Source organism: Acidihalobacter sp. (assembly GCF_037381185.1).
In the GTDB taxonomy this organism is placed as follows: domain Bacteria; phylum Pseudomonadota; class Gammaproteobacteria; order DSM-5130; family Acidihalobacteraceae; genus Acidihalobacter_A.
In genome coordinates this window covers 1-16,829 of the sequence record NZ_JARRQY010000038.1, presented here as the reverse complement: position 1 = coordinate 16,829, position 16,829 = coordinate 1, and the positions used below count along the sequence as shown (strand labels likewise).

The following is a 16,829-nucleotide window of genomic DNA, read 5'->3' as shown; positions in this document are numbered from 1 at the left end:
GAATACAGCCTCAATGCATCTGCGCCAGCGCGGCGGTGACGGCGCCGACGGGCGACAGCAACACCTGCGGGAACAAACCGAGCCACAGCAGCAGCAACGCCGTCGCGCCCATGACGAAAGTCTCCCGCACACCCAGATCTCTCAGTTCGATCTCCTCGCGCAGCGGCCCCAGCATGCTGCGCTCGTAGGCGCGCAGGAAGTACATGACGCTGACCAGGATGCCCAGCGCCGCAACCACGCTCCAAGCCAGGTTGACCTCCACCCCGCCTGCCAGCACCAGGAATTCGCCGACGAAATTGGCCAGCCCGGGCAGCCCGACGCCGGCCAGCAGACAGATCAGGAACAAGATGCCCATGCGCGGCATCAGCTTGAACCAGCCCCCCATCCCATCGAGGTCCATGCTGCGTCCACGCGCCTCGATCCAGGCAGTGACCGCGAACAGGCCCAGCACGCCGATGCCGTGCGCCAGCAGCAGGAACACCGCACCGTCCAGCGCCTGGCGCTGCCACGCGAACAACCCCAGCACGACCAGGCTCATGTGGCTGACGCTGGAATAGGCGATCACGCGCTTAAGATCGTTCTGCACCAGCGCGAGCAAACCTGCGTAGACCACGCCGATCGCGCCCAGCGCCATACCCCAGGGCGCAAAGATCTGCGCACCGGCAGGAAACAGCGGCAGACAGAAGCGCATCACGCCGTAAGCGCCCATGTTCGCCATGGCGCCTGCCAGCATGATCGACACCGGTGCCTCGGCGCGGCTATAGGTATCCGGCGCCCACAGATGCAGCGGGAACATCGGAATCTTCACCGCGAAGGCCGACAGCATGCCCAGCATCAGCCACAGGCTGAGATGCGCGCCCATCGGCGTGTGCAGCAGCTTGAAGTAGTCGAAGGTGTATTCGCCGGTGGCCTGGCCGTGCAAGACGTACAGCGCGACCAACGACACCAGCATCAACAGCGAACCGACGATGGTGAACAGGAAGAAACGCATCGCTGCCCGACGCGCCTCGGCGCCGCGCCGCGCCGCGAGGAAGAAGATCGGCACGATCATCACTTCCCAGAACACGTAGAACAACACTAGGTCCAGCGCACACAGCACGCCCATGATGGCGCCCTCGGCGATCAGGATCAGCGCCCCGAAGGCGGCCCAGTCCTCCACCGCATTCCACGCCACCAGCAGCGCGCCCAGTGTCACCACCGCGGTCAGCAGTGCGAGCACCAGGCTCAGGCCATCCATGCCGAGCAGGTATTGCACTCCGAACGACGGCAGCCAGGCGGCGTGCACCTGAGCGAAGAAGCCGTCTCCCATCGTCGCCCAGAGCTTGAGGCAGATCACCGCCTCGACCAGCGCCACCGCGAGCACCGCCCAGCGCGCCGCCACGGCGCTGCGGCGCAGCAGCAGCCAGATCAGAAAGCCCCCGACCATGGGCAGAAATATCAACAGGTTCAACATTCTCTATTCCTCAGAAGCCGTCCTTGGCCACCCGGCATGCGGGCCGCAGCAGCCACTACATGCGCCACAGGAAGTAACCCAGCATCGCCACCACCCCCAGCGCCATGAAGCTGGCGTAGCGCGCGGTGCTGCCGTTCTGCGTCAGGCTCAGCGCGCGATTGCCCACGCGCAGCACGCGGACCAGCGAGCCGACCACGGCAGTATTGAACGTCGCGGCCTCGATACCGTCGCGCAGCATGCGCGACAGCGCGAAGCTCGGCCGCACGACCAGCGCGTCGTAGATCGCATCCAGATACAGGCCGCTGGAAAGCAGCTTGGAACGACCGATGCCCAGCCCTTCGATTTCGCGCTGCGCCAACCGCCAGCCCCAGGCGATGCCGAGCAGCGCCGCGGCCATTCCCAGCAGCGACAGCACCACGGCGGTGCCGCCGTGCGGCATCGTCGGCATGCCCAGCTCGCCGGACAGCCAGGGCAGGAACAGGTGCGGCAGATGCGGCCACTCGGTGGGGAACTGCACGAAACCGAGACCGATGCTGGCCAGCGCCAGAATGCCCAGCGGCAGGCGCATGGACAGCGGCATCGAGTAGTCCTTGAGCTTGCCGCGCGACTGGCCGGGGAAGACCATGAAGTACAGGCGGAAGGTATAGGCGCCGGTCAGCACGGCACCGGCGATGGCCAGCCCCCACAGCAACCAGCCCTGCGGCGCGGCCCAGGCCGCCTCGATGATCGGGTCCTTGCTGTAGAAGGCCGCCGTAATCAGGGGCACCGCCGCCAGCGTCGCCGCACCTGCCAGGAACACCAGGCGCAGATAGGGCGCGCGCTTGCCCAGGCCGCCCATGCGGCGGATGTCGTGGTCGCCGTCGTAGTGCTCGATCGCCACGCCGGCGGACATGAACAGCAGCGACTTGAAGCAGGCGTGCACGGCTAGGTGGAAAAGCGCCAGTCCGTAGGCGCCGATGCCAACGGCCAGGAACATGTAGCCGATCTGGCTGATCGTCGAGTAGGCGATCACGCGCTTGATGTCGTACTGCCCCAGCGCGGACAGGCCGGCGTAGACCAAAGTCAGCGCACCCACCAGACCGACCAGCCACAGCATCGACGGCACCAGCTCGAACAGCGGATGCAAGCGCAGTATCAGGTACACGCCCGCGGTGACCATGGTCGCGGCATGGATCAGCGCCGAAACCGTGCTCGGGCCAGCCATCGCGTCGGGCAGCCAGGTCGACAGCGGCAGCTGCGCCGACTTGCCGGCCGCGCCGATCAGTACCAGCAGCGCGATCCAACCGAGCATCGTGGTATCGACCGGTTGCGCGTGCAAAGCCGTGAACAGACCATGCAGATCGACCGTGTGGTACTGCGCGAAGATCAGGAAGATAGCCAGCGCCAGCGCCGTGTCACCGATACGCGTGACCACGAAGGCCTTGCGTCCGCACCAGGCGTAGTGCGCCTTGCGGTACCAATGCGACACCAGCGCGTAGGAGCACAGCCCCATCACCTCCCAGCCGAGATAGATCAGCACGAGGTTGTCCGCCAGCACGAAGATCAGCATGCCGGCGACGAACAGGTTGAGGTAGACGAAGTAGCGCCGCTCACCGTAGTCGCCCGCCATGAAGCGGTAGGAGAACAGGTGGATCAGGAAGCCCACCCAGCTCGCCACGCTGAGCATTACCAGGGTGACGCGATCGACACGCAGACCGACCGTCACATCCCACGCGCCGGAATCCATCCAGGTGTAGAGCGTCTGGTGGAAGACATGGGTCGCGGCACCGGCAAACCACAGCGCCGCCACGCTCAAGGCGCTTACGGCCAGGGCCAGCACGGCGACGCGCGCGCTATTGCGCACACCCCACCAGCCGCCGAACACGGCGTTCAAAGCCGCGCCAATCAACGCGGCGCCCGGAATCAGCCAAAGCCAGTGGTTCATTGTGCAGCCTCCTCGGACGGTCCATCGTCACGCAGGACGCTGATGTCGCCCAGCTCGGTCGCACGCAGGCGGCGGTAGGCCAGATACACCAGCACCAACGCCACCGCCAACTCGGCACCGGTAATGGTCATCAGGAACAGCACCAGCACCTGTCCCACCGCATCGTTCCAGTACTGGCCGGCCGCAGCCGCGGTCAGGCCGGCGCCGTTGAACATCACCTCGATGCCCATGAGCACGAACAACAATTCGCTGCGCAGCAGCACCATGGCCAGACCGATGACGAACAGGGCGCCTCCGGCCAGCAGTGTCGGGGCGTATTCCATTACGATTCCTCCTCCCCTTTGCGGCTCAGATGAAGCACCGCGGTCAGCGCCGCGAGCAGCAGCAGCGCCGTTGCCTCCACCAGCAGCAGGTAATGGCCGAACAGCGCACCGCCGACGACCTTGGGCCCGACCGAGGTGATGGATTGGGCCGGCGCCTGCACGCGCAGAGCGAACAGCACCACCCCTTCGGCCAGCAGCAAGGCCAGCAGCAGCAGCGGCCAGATGACGCCCTTGCGGCGGGCGCGCCGGCGCGGCGCGGCACTGCGGTTGAGCATCGTGATCATGAACACCAGCAGCACCGCGATGGCGCCGACGTACAGACTGACCTGCAGCGCCGAAATGAACGGCGCGCCGAGCAGGAAGTACAGCATCGCCACGGCGATCATCGAGATCACCAGATACAGCGCGCCGTACATGGCCTGGCGCGCGAACAACGCGGCCAGGGCCGAGCCCAGCATAAGCAGGGCGGTTAGCGTGAAGATGAGATTCCACAGCATGGCGCGGGCCTCAGGGCAGGTTCGAGTTCGGATCCACCGGCGGCGCCTCATGATCGGCGGTGCCGATCGGCTTACCCTCGATAGGTACGCCGGAATGCCGGTAGAAGTTGTAGTAGGGGTGCTTGCCCGTACCCTCGATCAGCAGATCCTCTTTCTGGTAGAGCAGCGACTTGCGTTCGCGCTCGCACATCTCGAAATCCGGCGTTAGCTGAATGGCCAGCGTCGGACAGGCCTCCTCGCACATGCCGCAGAAGATGCAGCGCGCGAAGTTGATCTGGAAGGTCTTGGGGTAGCGGCGATCGTCCTCGGCCGCCTCCGTACCCTGGATGTCGATGCAATCCACAGGACACACCGCCGAACACAGGTAGCAGGACACGCAGCGCTCGGCGCCGTCGGGATCGCGGGTCAGCACGATGCGGCCGCGAAAGCGCGGCGGCAGATCGGGTTTCTGTTCGGGATAGAGCACAGTGTCGCGCGGCGCTTTCGCATGCTTGAGCGTCGCCGCAAGAGAACCGATCACTCCGCCTATCGCCTTGGCTACATTCATCATGATTCTTTCCTCAAGGCGTTTGCGGTCATTTCCACAACAGGCCGATCAGGGCCGTTGCCATCACGTTCAGCAGCGCCAGCGGCAGCAGGAACTTCCAGCCGAAGGCGATGAGCTGGTCGTAGCGCAGGCGCGGCAGGCTGGCGCGCAGCCAGAAGAACACCATCACCAGCGCGATGGTCTTGAGCAGGAACCACAGCACGCCGAACCAGGCCTCGAACGGCCCGTGCCAGCCGCCCAGATACAGCGCCGTGGTCAGCGCCGAGATCAGCAGTACGCCGAGGTACTCGCCGAGGAAGAACAGGCCGAAGCGCATGCCGCCGTATTCCGTGTTGAAGCCGGCGGCGAGCTCGTTCTCCGCCTCCGGCAGGTCGAACGGCAGGCGGTGCGTCTCGGCGATGCCGCAGATCAGGAAGATCAGGAAGCCCAGCGGTTGCAGCACGATATAGGGAATATGCTGCGCCTCCACGATGCGCGTGATGCTGAACGAACCTGCCAGCAGCACCACGCCCATCACCGCCAGACCGAGCGAAAGCTCGTAACTGATCAACTGCGCGATCGCGCGCACCGAACCGATCAGCGGGAACTTGCTGTTCGAGGCCCAACCGCCGAGGAACACGCCGTAGGCGTTGATCGAACTCATCGCCAGCACGAACAGCAACCCCACGTTGAGTTCGCCCGCCCAGCTCAGCCCCGGCCCGATCGGCACCACGACGAAGCTCACCAGCACCGAACTGGCCACCAGCACCGGCGCCAGGGTATAGAAGAAACGCTCGGAGAACGGCGCCACGAAGGCCTCTTTGCTGATCAGCTTGAGCGCGTCGGCGACCGACTGCAGGATGCCGAACGGACCGGCGCGGTTCGGCCCGTAGCGGTCCTGCAACAGACCGAGCGTACGGCGTTCGACGAAAATCATCATGGCCGCAATGAGGATCAGCCCCACCACGGTCACGCCGACGCCGACGACCACCAACAACCAGTACAGCACCGGGTTCATGCGCAGACCTCCCAGCCCAGCTCGTCGCCCTCGTCGGCGCCGAGCACGGCCATGCTCGCGCGCGACAGCCCCAAGGTGCTGCGCGGGCAGGACTCGTCAACGATCAGTTCGAGCCGTATCTGCCCACCGGGGCCGCTCAGGCATAGCCGCGCATCGTCCGCCAGTTGCTGCGCGGCGACCTCATCGGGATGCATGCGCACGCCCTCGCGCGGTGCCAGCGACTGCAGCTCCGGCGCATGCAGCGCGAGATGCTCGTCGCCGTACCAGGTGGTCATCACCACCTGCCAGCCGCCGCCCGGTTCGGGCGCCGGACGGAAATCACCCACTGCGCTGTCGCGCAGATGCGCGAAACCGGCGGCGTCGACCGTGATGCCGGTGCGCCCCGGCGTCGGCGGTTCGTTGAAGAACTGGTAGGCGAGGATCTCCGCGTTACGGCGCACGCGCCCCAGGCCCATGCGCTGGCCTATCTCGCAGATCGCATCGAAAGCATCCGGAAGATGCCCGTCTCGCGGCGTGAGCGGCGAGCCGACCGGTCCCAGCCCGGCGTAGAAGGTGTTGGCCGGATAGTCGTCGCGCGGAAACACCTTGGCGAAACCCTGCGCCAGGCCGGCATAGTTGACGAAAGTGCCCGAGCGCTCGGTGAACGCCGACAGCGGAATGAAGATGTCGGCCTGCTCGGAGGTCTTGGTGCGCACGCAGTCGAGCACCAGCAAAAAGCTCAGGCGTTCGCGCAGCGCGGCCCAGCGCCCCGCGCCGGCACCGGCGCCCAACGGGTCCGAGCCAAGCACGATGAGCTTGTCCACCTGGCCGTTTTCGGTCGATTCCAGCACACGATCGCTGTCGCCTGGACGCGAAAGCAGCGCCGTGCCGAAGGCATTGGCGTTGGGCAATGCGAAGCCGAGCCGCGCCCCCAGCGCTGTGGCGAGCTGACCCAGCGCACGACAGCCCGGGGCACCCAGCGTTTCGGCCACGCCCAGCACCACCGGATTGCGCGCCGTACGCAGCGGCTCCAGCAACTGCGCCAGGGCCTCGTCCTGCACCGTACCCTCGCCGGCCGCCTGCAGAGCCTCGATCAGCCCCAGCAGTTCGCGCGGCGTCACCTGGCGGCGGCGTTGTGCGTGCTGCGCCAGCGGCGCGGGGCCGGTGTGCAGCAAGACCAACGGATGCCCGGCACGCACCACCTGGCGCACCGCCAGATCCATCATCGGCGCATGTCCGGTCAGATCGCCGGCGATCAGCACCGCATCGGCCTTGCCGATCTCGGTCAACGTCGGCGCCTGGGCGCTCAACGAGGCCGCCTCGGCGATGGCCGCTTCCAGGTCGGGGTTGGGATGTGCGGTATACCAGCCGCGCAGCGCGGCCATCAACGAACGCAGCGCAGCGTTGCCTTCCATGTCCTCGCGCACCGAGCCCAGGCCGCCGATGGAACCGTCGGCCGACTCCGACAGCCGCTGTACGGCGACGTCGAGCGCCTCTTCCACACTCACCTCGCGGCCGTCCACGCGCGCCGTGCGCGGGCGGTCGTCGACTTCAGTGTAACGGTGCCCGTAGCGCCCGCGATCGCAGATGAACCACTCGTTGACGCGTTTGTTCTCGCGGCTGATCACGCGCCGCAGGCTGCCTTCGCGCGCACCCGGTTCGATGTTGCAACCGACGCTGCAGTGCGGGCATACCGACGGCGCGGTCTGCAGATCCCACACGCGGGTGAAGTTGCGGCGGTAGACGCGATCCGTGAACACGCCGGTCGGGCAGACCTCGGCGAGGTTGCCGGCGAAGGGACTTTCCAGCGGACCGTTCTCGCTGCGCCCGAAATACACCCGGTTGCGCGAGCCGAAGGCGCCCAGATCGTCGCCCAGGGCGTGATCCTGATAGAAGCGCACGCAGCGGTAGCAGGTGATGCAGCGGTCCATGCTATGCCATACCAGCGGACCGAGATACTGGTTGAGGAAGGTACGCTTGGTCCCTTCGTAGCGACGGTAGGGAGGCCCCACCTCCACGGTCATGTTCTGCAAATGGCAGTCGCCGCCTTCGTCGCACACCGGGCAATCGTGGGGATGATTGGTCATCACCTCCTCGATCACCGACTGGCGCGCCTCCACGGCTTTTTCCGCCGTCAGCGACACCCGCATGCCCTCGTTCGCCATCAGCAGGCAGGAGGCCATGTTGCGCGGGCGTTCGCCCTCGCGCGAAGGCTGCAGCTCGACCATGCACAGGCGGCAGGCGCCGAGGCTGCCCAGCGCCGGGTGATAGCAGAAATGCGGGATGTCCACGCCGGCCTTGCGGGCCGCGTCGAGCACGTTCTGGCCGTCCTCGAAGGGAATCGGCTGCTCGTCGAGATAAAAAGTGCCCATCAGACGGCCCTCCTTGCCGGCTCATGCTGCCAGGGACATCCGCCCTGTTCGATGTGCGCCTCGATGACGTCCGCGAACACGTTCAAGCCCGATTCCATGGGCATCACGGCGCCCGGCGCGAAGGCGCAGAACGAGTTCGGCGCGATCTTGCCGCACAGCTCCAGCAGGTGTTCGCGGTCGCCCGGCTTGCCCTGCCCCGCCTCGATGCGCTCGAGGATGCTGTGCGCATAGGGCAGGCCGTCGCGGCACGGCGTGCAGAAACCGCAGGACTCGCGCACGAAGAACTTGTTGATCGCGATGAGAAAGTCCAGCGGGCAGGTGGCGTCGTCGAGCACGATGATGCCGCAGGTGCCGAAGCGCGAACGCAGCTTGGCCACCGACTCGAAATGCATCGGCGCGTCGACGTGCTCGGGCAGCAGGAAGGCGGTGGACGCGCCGCCGGGCAGGAAGGCGGTCAGCTCACGCCCGTCCAGCATGCCGCCGGCGTGCTCGTAGATGAGCTCGCGCGCGGTGGTGCCCATCGGCAGCTCCCAGAAGCCGGGATTCTTGACCGGACCGCACACGCTGTAGAGCTTGGTGCCTTCGCCGCCGTTGATGCCCTGTGCCTTGAACCAATCCGGGCCGTTGAGCACGATACCGGGTACCTGGCACACGGTCTCCAGGTTGTTGACCAGCGTCGGCTTGCCCCACAGTCCTTTCTGGAACGGGAACGGCGGCTTGGAGCGCGGATTGGCGCGGCGGCCCTCCAGCGCGTTGAGCAGCGCTGTCTCCTCGCCGCAGATGTAGCGCCCGGCGGACAGATGCACGTCGATGTCGAGACTGTAGCCGGAACCGAGCACGTTCTTGCCGATCAGGCCGGCCTCGCGCGCCTCGTCGACCGCGCGCTGCAGCCCCTCTGCACCCTCGGCATACTCGCCGCGCACGAACACGAAGGCGCGGTCCGCTCCCTGGATGTAGCCGCTGACCAGGATCGCCTCGACGATCTGGTGCGGATCGCGGTAGAGCAGCTGGCGGTCCTTGAACGAGCCGGGTTCGGTTTCGTCCAGGTTGATGACCATGTAGTGCGGACGCGGCGCGTCGGCGGCCACCGCAGACCACTTGCGCGCCAGCGGAAAGCCCGCACCGCCATAGCCGCGCAGCGCGGTCTGGCCGATCTGGTCGATGAGATCGGCGGGCTTCTGCTCCAGCGCGGCACGCAGCGCACGATAGTCGCCGTAGGCTTTTAGATCGGGCGGCTCGGGCAGATGAAAATGGCGGCTGAGTACCGGCTCCATGTCACTGCCCTCCCGTATTTTTGACGGACGTGATGAGTGCGGCCAGCGCGGCGCTGTCCAGCGGGCCCTGTGCGCTCTCGTCGAACAGCGCGGCGGGCGCGCGGTCGCATAGGCCGAGACACACATGCGGCAGCACGGTCATCTCGCCGTCCTTGCTCGGCTGCCCCAACGGCACGCCGGTGAGCTGTTCGGCCTCGGCCAGCAGCGCCGGCGCGCCGGCCATGTGGCAGGCGATGCTGTCGCACACGCGCAGCACGCGTTTGCCTACCGGGCGGCGGAACAGCAGCGAGTAGAAGCTGACCAGCTCCTCGAGCTGGGTGACCGACAGTCCGCACAGTTCGCTGGCCTCGCGCAGCGCTTTGTCGTGTAGGTGGCCGTATTTCTTCTGCAGGTACTGCAGCGTGTAGATCGCGCCGGCGCGCGCCTCGGGATAGTGCGCAATATGCGCTGCGAGGTGTTGTTTTTCGTCTTCGTTCAACATGTCTGCAACCGTTTGCCTTCCTGGCGTGGATGCGTGGTTCGTTCCCCGATGTCAGCGGTCCAGGTCCGCGAGCACGTAGTCCATGGAACCGATCAACGGGATCAAATCACCGAGTTGTCCGCCCGTGGACAGCCAGCTGAAGGCTTGCACGTGGGCGAAGGAGGGCGTGCGTATACGCACGCGGTACGGATTGGAGGACCCGTCGGAAACCACGTAGAACCCCATCATTCCCTTCGGCGCTTCGGTGCAGAAAAAAGCGTCCCCTTCGGGGAAGCCCATGCCGCGGCCGGTGCCGACGAAGTGATGGATCAGGGTCTCGATGTCTTCCAGGGTGCGGTCCTTGCGCGCAAAGGAGAATCGCGCCTGATCCGACAGCACCGGCCCTTCGGGCAGGCGGTCGGCAGCCTGGCGCACGATGCGCAAGCTCTGGCGGATCTCTTCGATGCGCAGCCGGGTCCGCGAGAGTGCGTCGCCTTCCGTGGCGGTCGGCACCTCGAAGTCGTAATCCTCGTAGCCGCAGTAGGGGCGGGTCTTGCGCAGATCCCAGGCCAAACCGGTACAGCGCAGATTGGGGCCGGAGAAACCCCACTCGATGGCCTGTTCCCGGGTGTACTGGCCGTTGCCCAAGGTGCGGGCCTGGAAGATCGGATTGTCGATCGTCAGCGTGCAGAATTCGCCCATCGAACCATCGATGGCATCGAGCATCGGATCCAGCGCCTCGCGCCAGCCTTCCGGCATGTCCATGGCCACGCCGCCGATGCGGAAGAAGGCCGGATGCATGCGTCCGCCGGTGATCAGCTGCAGCACGTCGAACAGCTTCTCGCGCACGCTGAAGCAGTAGAACGCCGGCCCCATCACGCCGAGGTCATGGCCGTAGCTGGCCAGCCACACCAGATGGGCGTTGATGCGGGACAATTCGGTGAGCAGCACGCGCATGACCACCGCCCGCTCCGGCACCTCGATGCCGGCGAGCTGTTCGACCGCCATGACATAGGGCAGTTCGTTTGCAACGCCGGCGAGGTAGTCGATGCGGTCGCAGTACGGGATGTAGTTGTGGTAGGTGTGGCGCTCGGCGATCTTCTCCGCCCCACGGTGATGGAAACCGATATCCGGATCCAGAGCGATGATCGTCTCGCCGCGCATGCGCGCGATCAGGCGCAGAATGCCGTGCGTACCCGGATGGTTCGGACCGATGTTGAGGATGTATTCGTCCTCGCGCTCGCCGGCGCTGCGGGTGTCGGCGACCTGATAGGTCGCCATCAATTCGCGGTAGCGCTCGGGCGGCAGGCTGTAGGGACCGTGCTCGGTGGCCCGCCCCGGATAGGACTTGCGCAGCGGATGGCCTTCCCAGTAGACCGGCAGCAGAATGCGCCGCAGGTCGGGATGCCCGTCGAAGCGCAGGCCGAACAGATCGTAGACTTCGCGCTCGTACCAGTTCGCGCTGGGCCACACCGGCGTCGCGCTGGGCAGCGTCTGGGTATCGTCCGCCAGGTGCACCGTGAGGCGCAGGTCGCGGTTCGAAGACAGCGACATCAGGTGGTAGAACACGGTGAAACCGCCGCCGCGGCCCGCATCGTCGACGGCGGAGATGTCGAACAGCATCTCGTAGCGGATGCCGTCCATCCCCTGTTTGAGCTGCGCCAGCAGAGCGGACAGTTCGTTGGGGCGTACCTCGCGGACCTCGACTTCGCGTCCGGGGGCGGCCTGCGGTTCCTTTTTCACGGTTGCCGGCGCGTTCATGACTGCGGCACCCAGATGCCGAGGGGCTCGCGATCCTTGGAGCGCAGCTTGCGCGGCGACTCGGAGATCTTCTCTTGCAGCAGGGTGATACCGTGCAGCAGGGCGTCCGGCCGCGGCGGACAACCCGGCACGTACACGTCGACCGGCAGAATCTGATCGACGCCCTGCACCACGCTGTAAACGTCGTACATGCCGCCGGAATTCGAGCAGGAACCCATTGAGATGACCCACTTGGGCTCGAGCATCTGCGAATACAGGCGCAGCATCATCGGCGCCATCTTCGTAAAGATTGTGCCGGCAGTGATCAGCAGATCGCTCTGACGCGGCGAGCCGCGCAGCACCTCCGCGCCGAAGCGCGCGATGTCGTAGCGTGGCGTGAGCGCCGTGGTCATTTCGACGAAACAGCACGAGGTGCCGAAGTTATATGGCCACATAGAGGATTTGCGGCTCCAGGCCAGCAATTCCTCAAGGCGCCCGAATATTGCGCTGAACGGTCCCTCCCCAGGCTGCGGGGCCGCGTCGTAGCGCTGCAGTACCTGTACGTCGCTCACGACAGACCTCCCTTGCGCCATTCATAAACCAAGCCCAGCAGGAGGAGCAGAATGAATGCCAGCGCACCCAGAGTGGCTGCCACCCCCGCCTCCCAATAGTCCACGGCCCAGGCAAACAGGAACGCCGCCTCAAGTTCGAAAATCAGAAAGGAAACCGCGACCAGGTAATAGCGCATCGGGAATGGAACCCGCGCATCACCGGTCGGAGGAATACCGCTTTCGAACGGTGTTTCCTTCTCGGTATCGGCTCGATAACCGCCCAGCAGACGGTTGAGCACCAACGTCAGGATGACCACGCCGAGCACTACCAGCGCGAACAGCCAGACGACCACACCCGTCGTCAGATCCGACATGTGTACCTCTGCATCCAATCGTTCAAAGCGAGTTCCCCTATGAAATCGTGGTTACTCGCCGCCACATCCATGTGGAACCGCCTCCCGCGCCGATTTCATGGCGCTTCCACGGCTCCCTAGCGTCTTGCTGCGATCATCCTTGACCGTTCAGGCGAAGCCTCGGCAAAGTTCCGAGGTCATTGGGCATGAGGAAGACGACCTGTCTGACCATCTGCCGAGATGCAAGTTCCCGCCTTCACGGTTAGACTTGCCTCCCAAGCAGTCGCTAGCTCGAACGCACGGATAGTATTTAGCAGAATATCTGTATCAATCAAATCAATCGAAGGCCAACATCGTGAATACCGACTACCTATTTACCTCGGAATCCGTCTCCGAGGGGCATCCGGACAAGATGGCCGACCAGATTTCCGATGCCGTACTCGACGCCATTCTCGAGCAGGACCCCAATGCCCGCGTTGCCTGCGAAACATTGATCAAGACCGGCGTAGTGGTCGTTGCCGGCGAAATCACCACCAAAGCCTGGGTCGACCTCGACGACCTCGTGCGCCGAGTCATCTGCGACATCGGCTACACCAGTTCCGACGTCGGCTTCGACGGCTCGACCTGTGCCGTCATGTCCCTGATCGGCAAGCAGTCCGGCGACATCGCCCAGGGCGTCGACCACGAGGAACGGGAAGCCCAGGGGGCGGGCGATCAGGGTCTTATGTTCGGCTATGCGGTCGACGAGACCGATGTGCTCATGCCCGCACCGATCACCTATGCGCACCGCCTGGTGCGTAGGCAGGCCGAGGCTCGCAAACGCGGCGTGCTGCCCTGGCTACGCCCCGACGCCAAGAGCCAGGTTACCTTCCGCTACCGCGACGGGCGTCCGGTCGGCATCGAGGCGGTGGTGCTATCGACCCAACACGATCCCGACATCGATCAGGCCGACCTACGCGAAGCGGTGATGGAGCACATCATCCGTCCGGTGCTGCCGGAAGAGTGGCTGGGCCCGACCACGCTCTACCACATCAACCCGACCGGCCAGTTCATCATCGGCGGCCCGGTAGGCGACTGCGGCCTGACCGGGCGCAAGATCATCGTCGACACCTACGGCGGCATGGCCCGCCACGGCGGCGGCGCCTTCTCCGGCAAGGATCCGTCCAAGGTCGACCGTTCGGCCGCATACGCCGGACGCTACGTGGCCAAGAACATCGTCGCCGCGGGACTCGCCCGCCGCTGCGAGATCCAGGTCTCCTACGCCATCGGCGTGGCCGAGCCGACCTCGATCAGCATCGACACCTTCGGCACCGGCCGCGTCCCCGACGCACGCATCGTGGAACTGGTGCGCGCGCATTTCGACCTGCGCCCCTACGGCATCCTCAAGATGCTCGACCTGATCCACCCGATCTACCGTCAGACCGCCGCCTACGGCCACTTCGGCCGTGAGGATCTCGACCTGCCCTGGGAACGTACCGACCGGGCCGAAATGCTGCGCGACGCCGCCGGCCTGCCGCTGGAGCAAAGCGCATGAAACGACCGCCCCGGATGAGTTAATCCAGGGCTCTTCCACCCGCCGGGGAGCGTTGCAACAGGACTTTCCCTGCCAGGCCCGGCGGTGTGGCCATCCACAAAACGGCGCTCGCGAACCGACCATGGAGACATAAACCATGAACGCGATCGTGAACGAAGCCGCCACCGGGCACCACGTCAAGGACCTCGCCCTCGCCGACTGGGGGCGCAAGGAAATCGCCATTGCCGAGACCGAAATGCCCGGCCTCGTGGCGCTACGCGAGAAATACGCCGCCAGCCAGCCGCTCAAGGGCGCCCGCATCGCCGGCAGCCTGCACATGACCATCCAGACCGCAGTGCTGATCGAAACGCTGACCGCACTCGGCGCCGAGGTCCGCTGGGCCTCTTGCAACATCTACTCGACCCAGGATCACGCAGCCGCGGCCATCGCCGCCAGCGGCGTGCCGGTGTTCGCCTACAAGGGCGAGACGCTGGAGGAATACTGGGACTTCACCCACCGCATCCTCTACTGGCCCGACGGCCAGCCGGCCAACATGATCCTCGACGACGGCGGCGACGCCACCCTCGCAGTTACGCTGGGCGCCCGCGCCGAACAGGACGCGAGCCTGCTGGATTCGCCCGAGAACGAAGAGGAAACGGTGCTGTTCGCCACCATCCGCAAGCATCTCGAAGAGCAGCCCGGCTTCTACGCGACGCTTCAGGACAGCATCAAGGGCGTGACCGAAGAGACCACCACCGGCGTACACCGCCTCTACCACATGGAGAAGGAAGGCCGGCTGCCCTTCCCCGCGTTCAACGTCAACGACTCGGTGACCAAGTCAAAGTTCGACAACCTCTACGGCTGCCGTGAATCCCTGGTCGACGGCATCAAGCGCGCCACCGACGTGATGGTCGCCGGCAAGATCGCCGTGATCGCCGGCTACGGCGACGTCGGCAAGGGCTGTGCGCAGAGCCTGCGCGGCCTCGGCGCCACAGTATGGGTCACCGAAATCGACCCGATCTGCGCGCTGCAGGCTGCGATGGAAGGCTACCGAGTGGTGACCATGGAAGAGGCCGCCCCGCTGGCCGACATCTTCGTCACCGCCACCGGCAACTATCATGTCATCGACCACGATCACATGGTCGCCATGAAGGATCAGTCCATCGTGTGCAACATCGGCCACTTCGACAGCGAGATAAACGTCGCCAGCCTGCGCCAGTACACCTGGGACAACATCAAACCGCAGGTCGACCACATCATTTTCCCGAGCGGCCGGCGCATCATCCTGCTCGCAGAGGGCCGGCTGGTGAACCTCGGCTGCGCCACCGGACATCCCAGCTTCGTCATGTCCAACAGCTTCACCAATCAGGTGCTGGCGCAGATCGAACTGTTCAACAACGACGGCGGCTACGTCCAGAAGGTCTACGTGCTGCCCAAGAAGCTCGACGAAGAGGTGGCGCGTCTGCATCTGGACAAGATCGGCGCGCACATGACGCGGCTCAGCGACTACCAGGCCGACTACATCGGCGTGTCGCCCGACGGTCCCTACAAACCCGAGCACTACCGCTACTAATCACGCTGCGATCACCACACTCCACCCGGGACGCGCTTAGCGTCCCGGGCTTCAGGCCTGCCCAACATGTCCACTCAGAAATCCGATCTCGAATTCAGCTGTGAGTTCTTTCCTCCCAAGAGCCCCGAAGGAGCCGAACGCCTGCACCGCACCAGCGAGGCACTCAGCCCCCTCAAACCGCGGTTCTTCTCGGTCACCTACGGCGCCGGCGGCTCCACCCAGGAGCGCACGCTCGAAGCCGTACTGAAGATCCAGCGCGAATCCGGCATTGCCGCCGCCCCGCATTTGTCCTGCATTGGCAGCACGCGCGAGCACGTCCGCGACATTCTGCACACCTACCGCGAGCACGGCATCGAGCGCATCGTCGCGCTGCGTGGCGACCTGCCCTCCGGCATGCGCGACATCGGTGAATTCCGCCATGCCAACGAACTGGTCGAATTCATCCGTGCCGAAACCGGCGACCACTTCCGCATCGAGGTCGCCGCCTATCCCGAAGTACATCCGCAGGCACGCAGCGCCGAAGACGATCTGCGCCACTTCAAGGGCAAGGTCGATGCCGGTGCCAATAGCGCCATTACCCAGTACTTCTTCAACGCCGACGCCTACCTGCGTTTTGCCGACGAGTGCCAGGGACTCGGACTCGACATCCCGATCATCCCCGGCATCATGCCGATCACCCAGTTCACCCAACTGGCGCGCTTTTCCGACGCCTGCGGCGCGGAGATTCCGCGCTGGATGCGCAAGCGCCTGGAAGGCATGGGCGACGACCGTGACTCGATCCGCGCGTTCGGCCTCGACGTGGTGACCGCGCTGTGTCGGCGCCTGCTCGACGAAGGCGCACCAGGGCTGCATTTCTACACCATGAACCAGGCCGGAGCGACCAAGGAGATTTGGGAGCGGTTGGGGTTGTCGGGTGGTTAGTGTTTGAGGTGCGATGCGGGGGACCTGGTGAAGTCTTGTCCTATTTTGACGCTGAAGCAGATTTCGGGCGCGAATCAGCGTTTCCAGCATTGATCCTACTTGGGTGACGCGCCCTAGCCCCTTTCTTTTCATGCCCAAAGAAAGAGGCGAAAGAAAGGCACCCGAAAGGCCTTGTCCCCTACGGGCGGACCTCGAGCGCACACCCCGTCGCGGGGCACCGCAGGGACTTGCCATCCTGGCAAAGCCTGCTCGGGCGGCCTCCCTGCCGCCCGACCCCGCGCCGGGGCGCACGCTCGAGGCAAGGCCAAACGGGAACCGAAGGTCAAAACAGAACGCCTCCCAAACGCTTGGG

At 65.3% G+C, this 16,829-nt stretch carries 14 protein-coding genes, 1 pseudogene and 1 riboswitch; of the genes and pseudogenes, 3 read left to right on the top strand and 12 right to left on the bottom strand.

All coding sequences use genetic code 11. The features are described 5' to 3' along the window. Nucleotides 1-10 precede the first annotated feature (10 nt). The 12 genes and pseudogenes from P8014_RS13660 to P8014_RS13605 form a co-directional block, all read right to left on the bottom strand. On the bottom strand, nucleotides 11-1,453 hold the full coding sequence (locus P8014_RS13660; RefSeq protein WP_337817878.1) for an NADH-quinone oxidoreductase subunit M: 1,443 nt from the start codon (nucleotides 1,451-1,453) through the stop codon (nucleotides 11-13). 55 nt (nucleotides 1,454-1,508) lie between these two features. Continuing rightward, the gene (nuoL, locus tag P8014_RS13655; RefSeq protein WP_337817877.1) at nucleotides 1,509-3,377 is read right to left on the bottom strand and encodes an NADH-quinone oxidoreductase subunit L; all 1,869 of its coding nucleotides are present in this window, start codon (nucleotides 3,375-3,377) and stop codon (nucleotides 1,509-1,511) included. Next, the gene (gene nuoK, locus P8014_RS13650) at nucleotides 3,374-3,700 is read right to left on the bottom strand and encodes an NADH-quinone oxidoreductase subunit NuoK (protein ID WP_337817876.1); all 327 of its coding nucleotides are present in this window, start codon (nucleotides 3,698-3,700) and stop codon (nucleotides 3,374-3,376) included. The genes nuoL and nuoK overlap by 4 nt, the downstream gene beginning before the upstream one ends. Then, nucleotides 3,700-4,197, bottom strand: coding sequence for an NADH-quinone oxidoreductase subunit J (locus tag P8014_RS13645; RefSeq protein ID WP_337817875.1), 498 nt, complete (start codon nucleotides 4,195-4,197; stop codon nucleotides 3,700-3,702). The genes nuoK and P8014_RS13645 overlap by 1 nt, the downstream gene beginning before the upstream one ends. A 25-nt stretch (nucleotides 4,198-4,222) precedes the next feature. Further along, nucleotides 4,223-4,744 (bottom strand): annotated as a pseudogene (gene nuoI, locus P8014_RS13640) (NADH-quinone oxidoreductase subunit NuoI); the annotation flags it as partial. A gap of 28 nt (nucleotides 4,745-4,772) precedes the next feature. Next, nucleotides 4,773-5,741 (bottom strand): NADH-quinone oxidoreductase subunit NuoH, encoded by a 969-nt coding sequence (nuoH, locus tag P8014_RS13635; protein WP_337817874.1) that lies wholly within the window; start codon nucleotides 5,739-5,741, stop codon nucleotides 4,773-4,775. Further along, nucleotides 5,738-8,092: an NADH-quinone oxidoreductase subunit NuoG gene (nuoG, locus tag P8014_RS13630; RefSeq protein WP_337817873.1), complete on the bottom strand. Its 2,355-nt coding sequence runs from the start codon at nucleotides 8,090-8,092 to the stop codon at nucleotides 5,738-5,740. The genes nuoH and nuoG overlap by 4 nt, the downstream gene beginning before the upstream one ends. Beyond that, nucleotides 8,092-9,366 (bottom strand): NADH-ubiquinone oxidoreductase-F iron-sulfur binding region domain-containing protein, encoded by a 1,275-nt coding sequence (locus P8014_RS13625; RefSeq protein ID WP_337817872.1) that lies wholly within the window; start codon nucleotides 9,364-9,366, stop codon nucleotides 8,092-8,094. Before P8014_RS13625 ends, nuoG begins: the two co-directional genes overlap by 1 nt. 1 nt (nucleotide 9,367) lies before the next feature. Continuing rightward, nucleotides 9,368-9,847 carry an NADH-quinone oxidoreductase subunit NuoE gene (nuoE, locus tag P8014_RS13620; RefSeq protein ID WP_337817871.1) on the bottom strand — a complete coding sequence of 160 codons (480 nt, stop codon included), beginning with the start codon at nucleotides 9,845-9,847 and terminating at the stop codon, nucleotides 9,368-9,370. Between the two features lie 51 nt (nucleotides 9,848-9,898). Continuing rightward, nucleotides 9,899-11,587 carry an NADH dehydrogenase (quinone) subunit D gene (gene nuoD, locus P8014_RS13615; RefSeq protein WP_337817870.1) on the bottom strand — a complete coding sequence of 563 codons (1,689 nt, stop codon included), beginning with the start codon at nucleotides 11,585-11,587 and terminating at the stop codon, nucleotides 9,899-9,901. Next, the gene (locus P8014_RS13610; RefSeq protein WP_337817889.1) at nucleotides 11,584-12,069 is read right to left on the bottom strand and encodes an NADH-quinone oxidoreductase subunit B family protein; all 486 of its coding nucleotides are present in this window, start codon (nucleotides 12,067-12,069) and stop codon (nucleotides 11,584-11,586) included. The genes nuoD and P8014_RS13610 overlap by 4 nt, the downstream gene beginning before the upstream one ends. Before the next feature lie 65 nt (nucleotides 12,070-12,134). Beyond that, complete coding sequence (locus P8014_RS13605) at nucleotides 12,135-12,491, bottom strand: NADH-quinone oxidoreductase subunit A (protein WP_337817869.1); 357 nt, start codon at nucleotides 12,489-12,491, stop codon at nucleotides 12,135-12,137. Between the two features lie 334 nt (nucleotides 12,492-12,825). On the opposite strand from P8014_RS13605, the gene metK reads away from it, so the two are divergent. The 3 genes from metK (at nucleotide 12,826) to metF (ending at nucleotide 16,477) form a co-directional block, all read left to right on the top strand. Continuing rightward, nucleotides 12,826-14,004, top strand: a complete 1,179-nt coding sequence (gene metK / locus P8014_RS13600; RefSeq protein WP_337817868.1) for a methionine adenosyltransferase — start codon at nucleotides 12,826-12,828, stop codon at nucleotides 14,002-14,004. Nucleotides 14,005-14,042: 38 nt separating this feature from the next. Beyond that, nucleotides 14,043-14,121: riboswitch (S-adenosyl-L-homocysteine riboswitch) on the top strand. 19 nt (nucleotides 14,122-14,140) lie between these two features. Then, entirely contained in the window at nucleotides 14,141-15,556 is a 1,416-nt protein-coding gene (gene ahcY, locus P8014_RS13595) for an adenosylhomocysteinase (RefSeq protein ID WP_337817867.1), read from the top strand. Nucleotides 15,557-15,622: 66 nt separating this feature from the next. Then, nucleotides 15,623-16,477 (top strand): methylenetetrahydrofolate reductase [NAD(P)H], encoded by an 855-nt coding sequence (gene metF, locus P8014_RS13590; protein WP_337817866.1) that lies wholly within the window; start codon nucleotides 15,623-15,625, stop codon nucleotides 16,475-16,477. Nucleotides 16,478-16,829 lie beyond the last annotated feature (352 nt).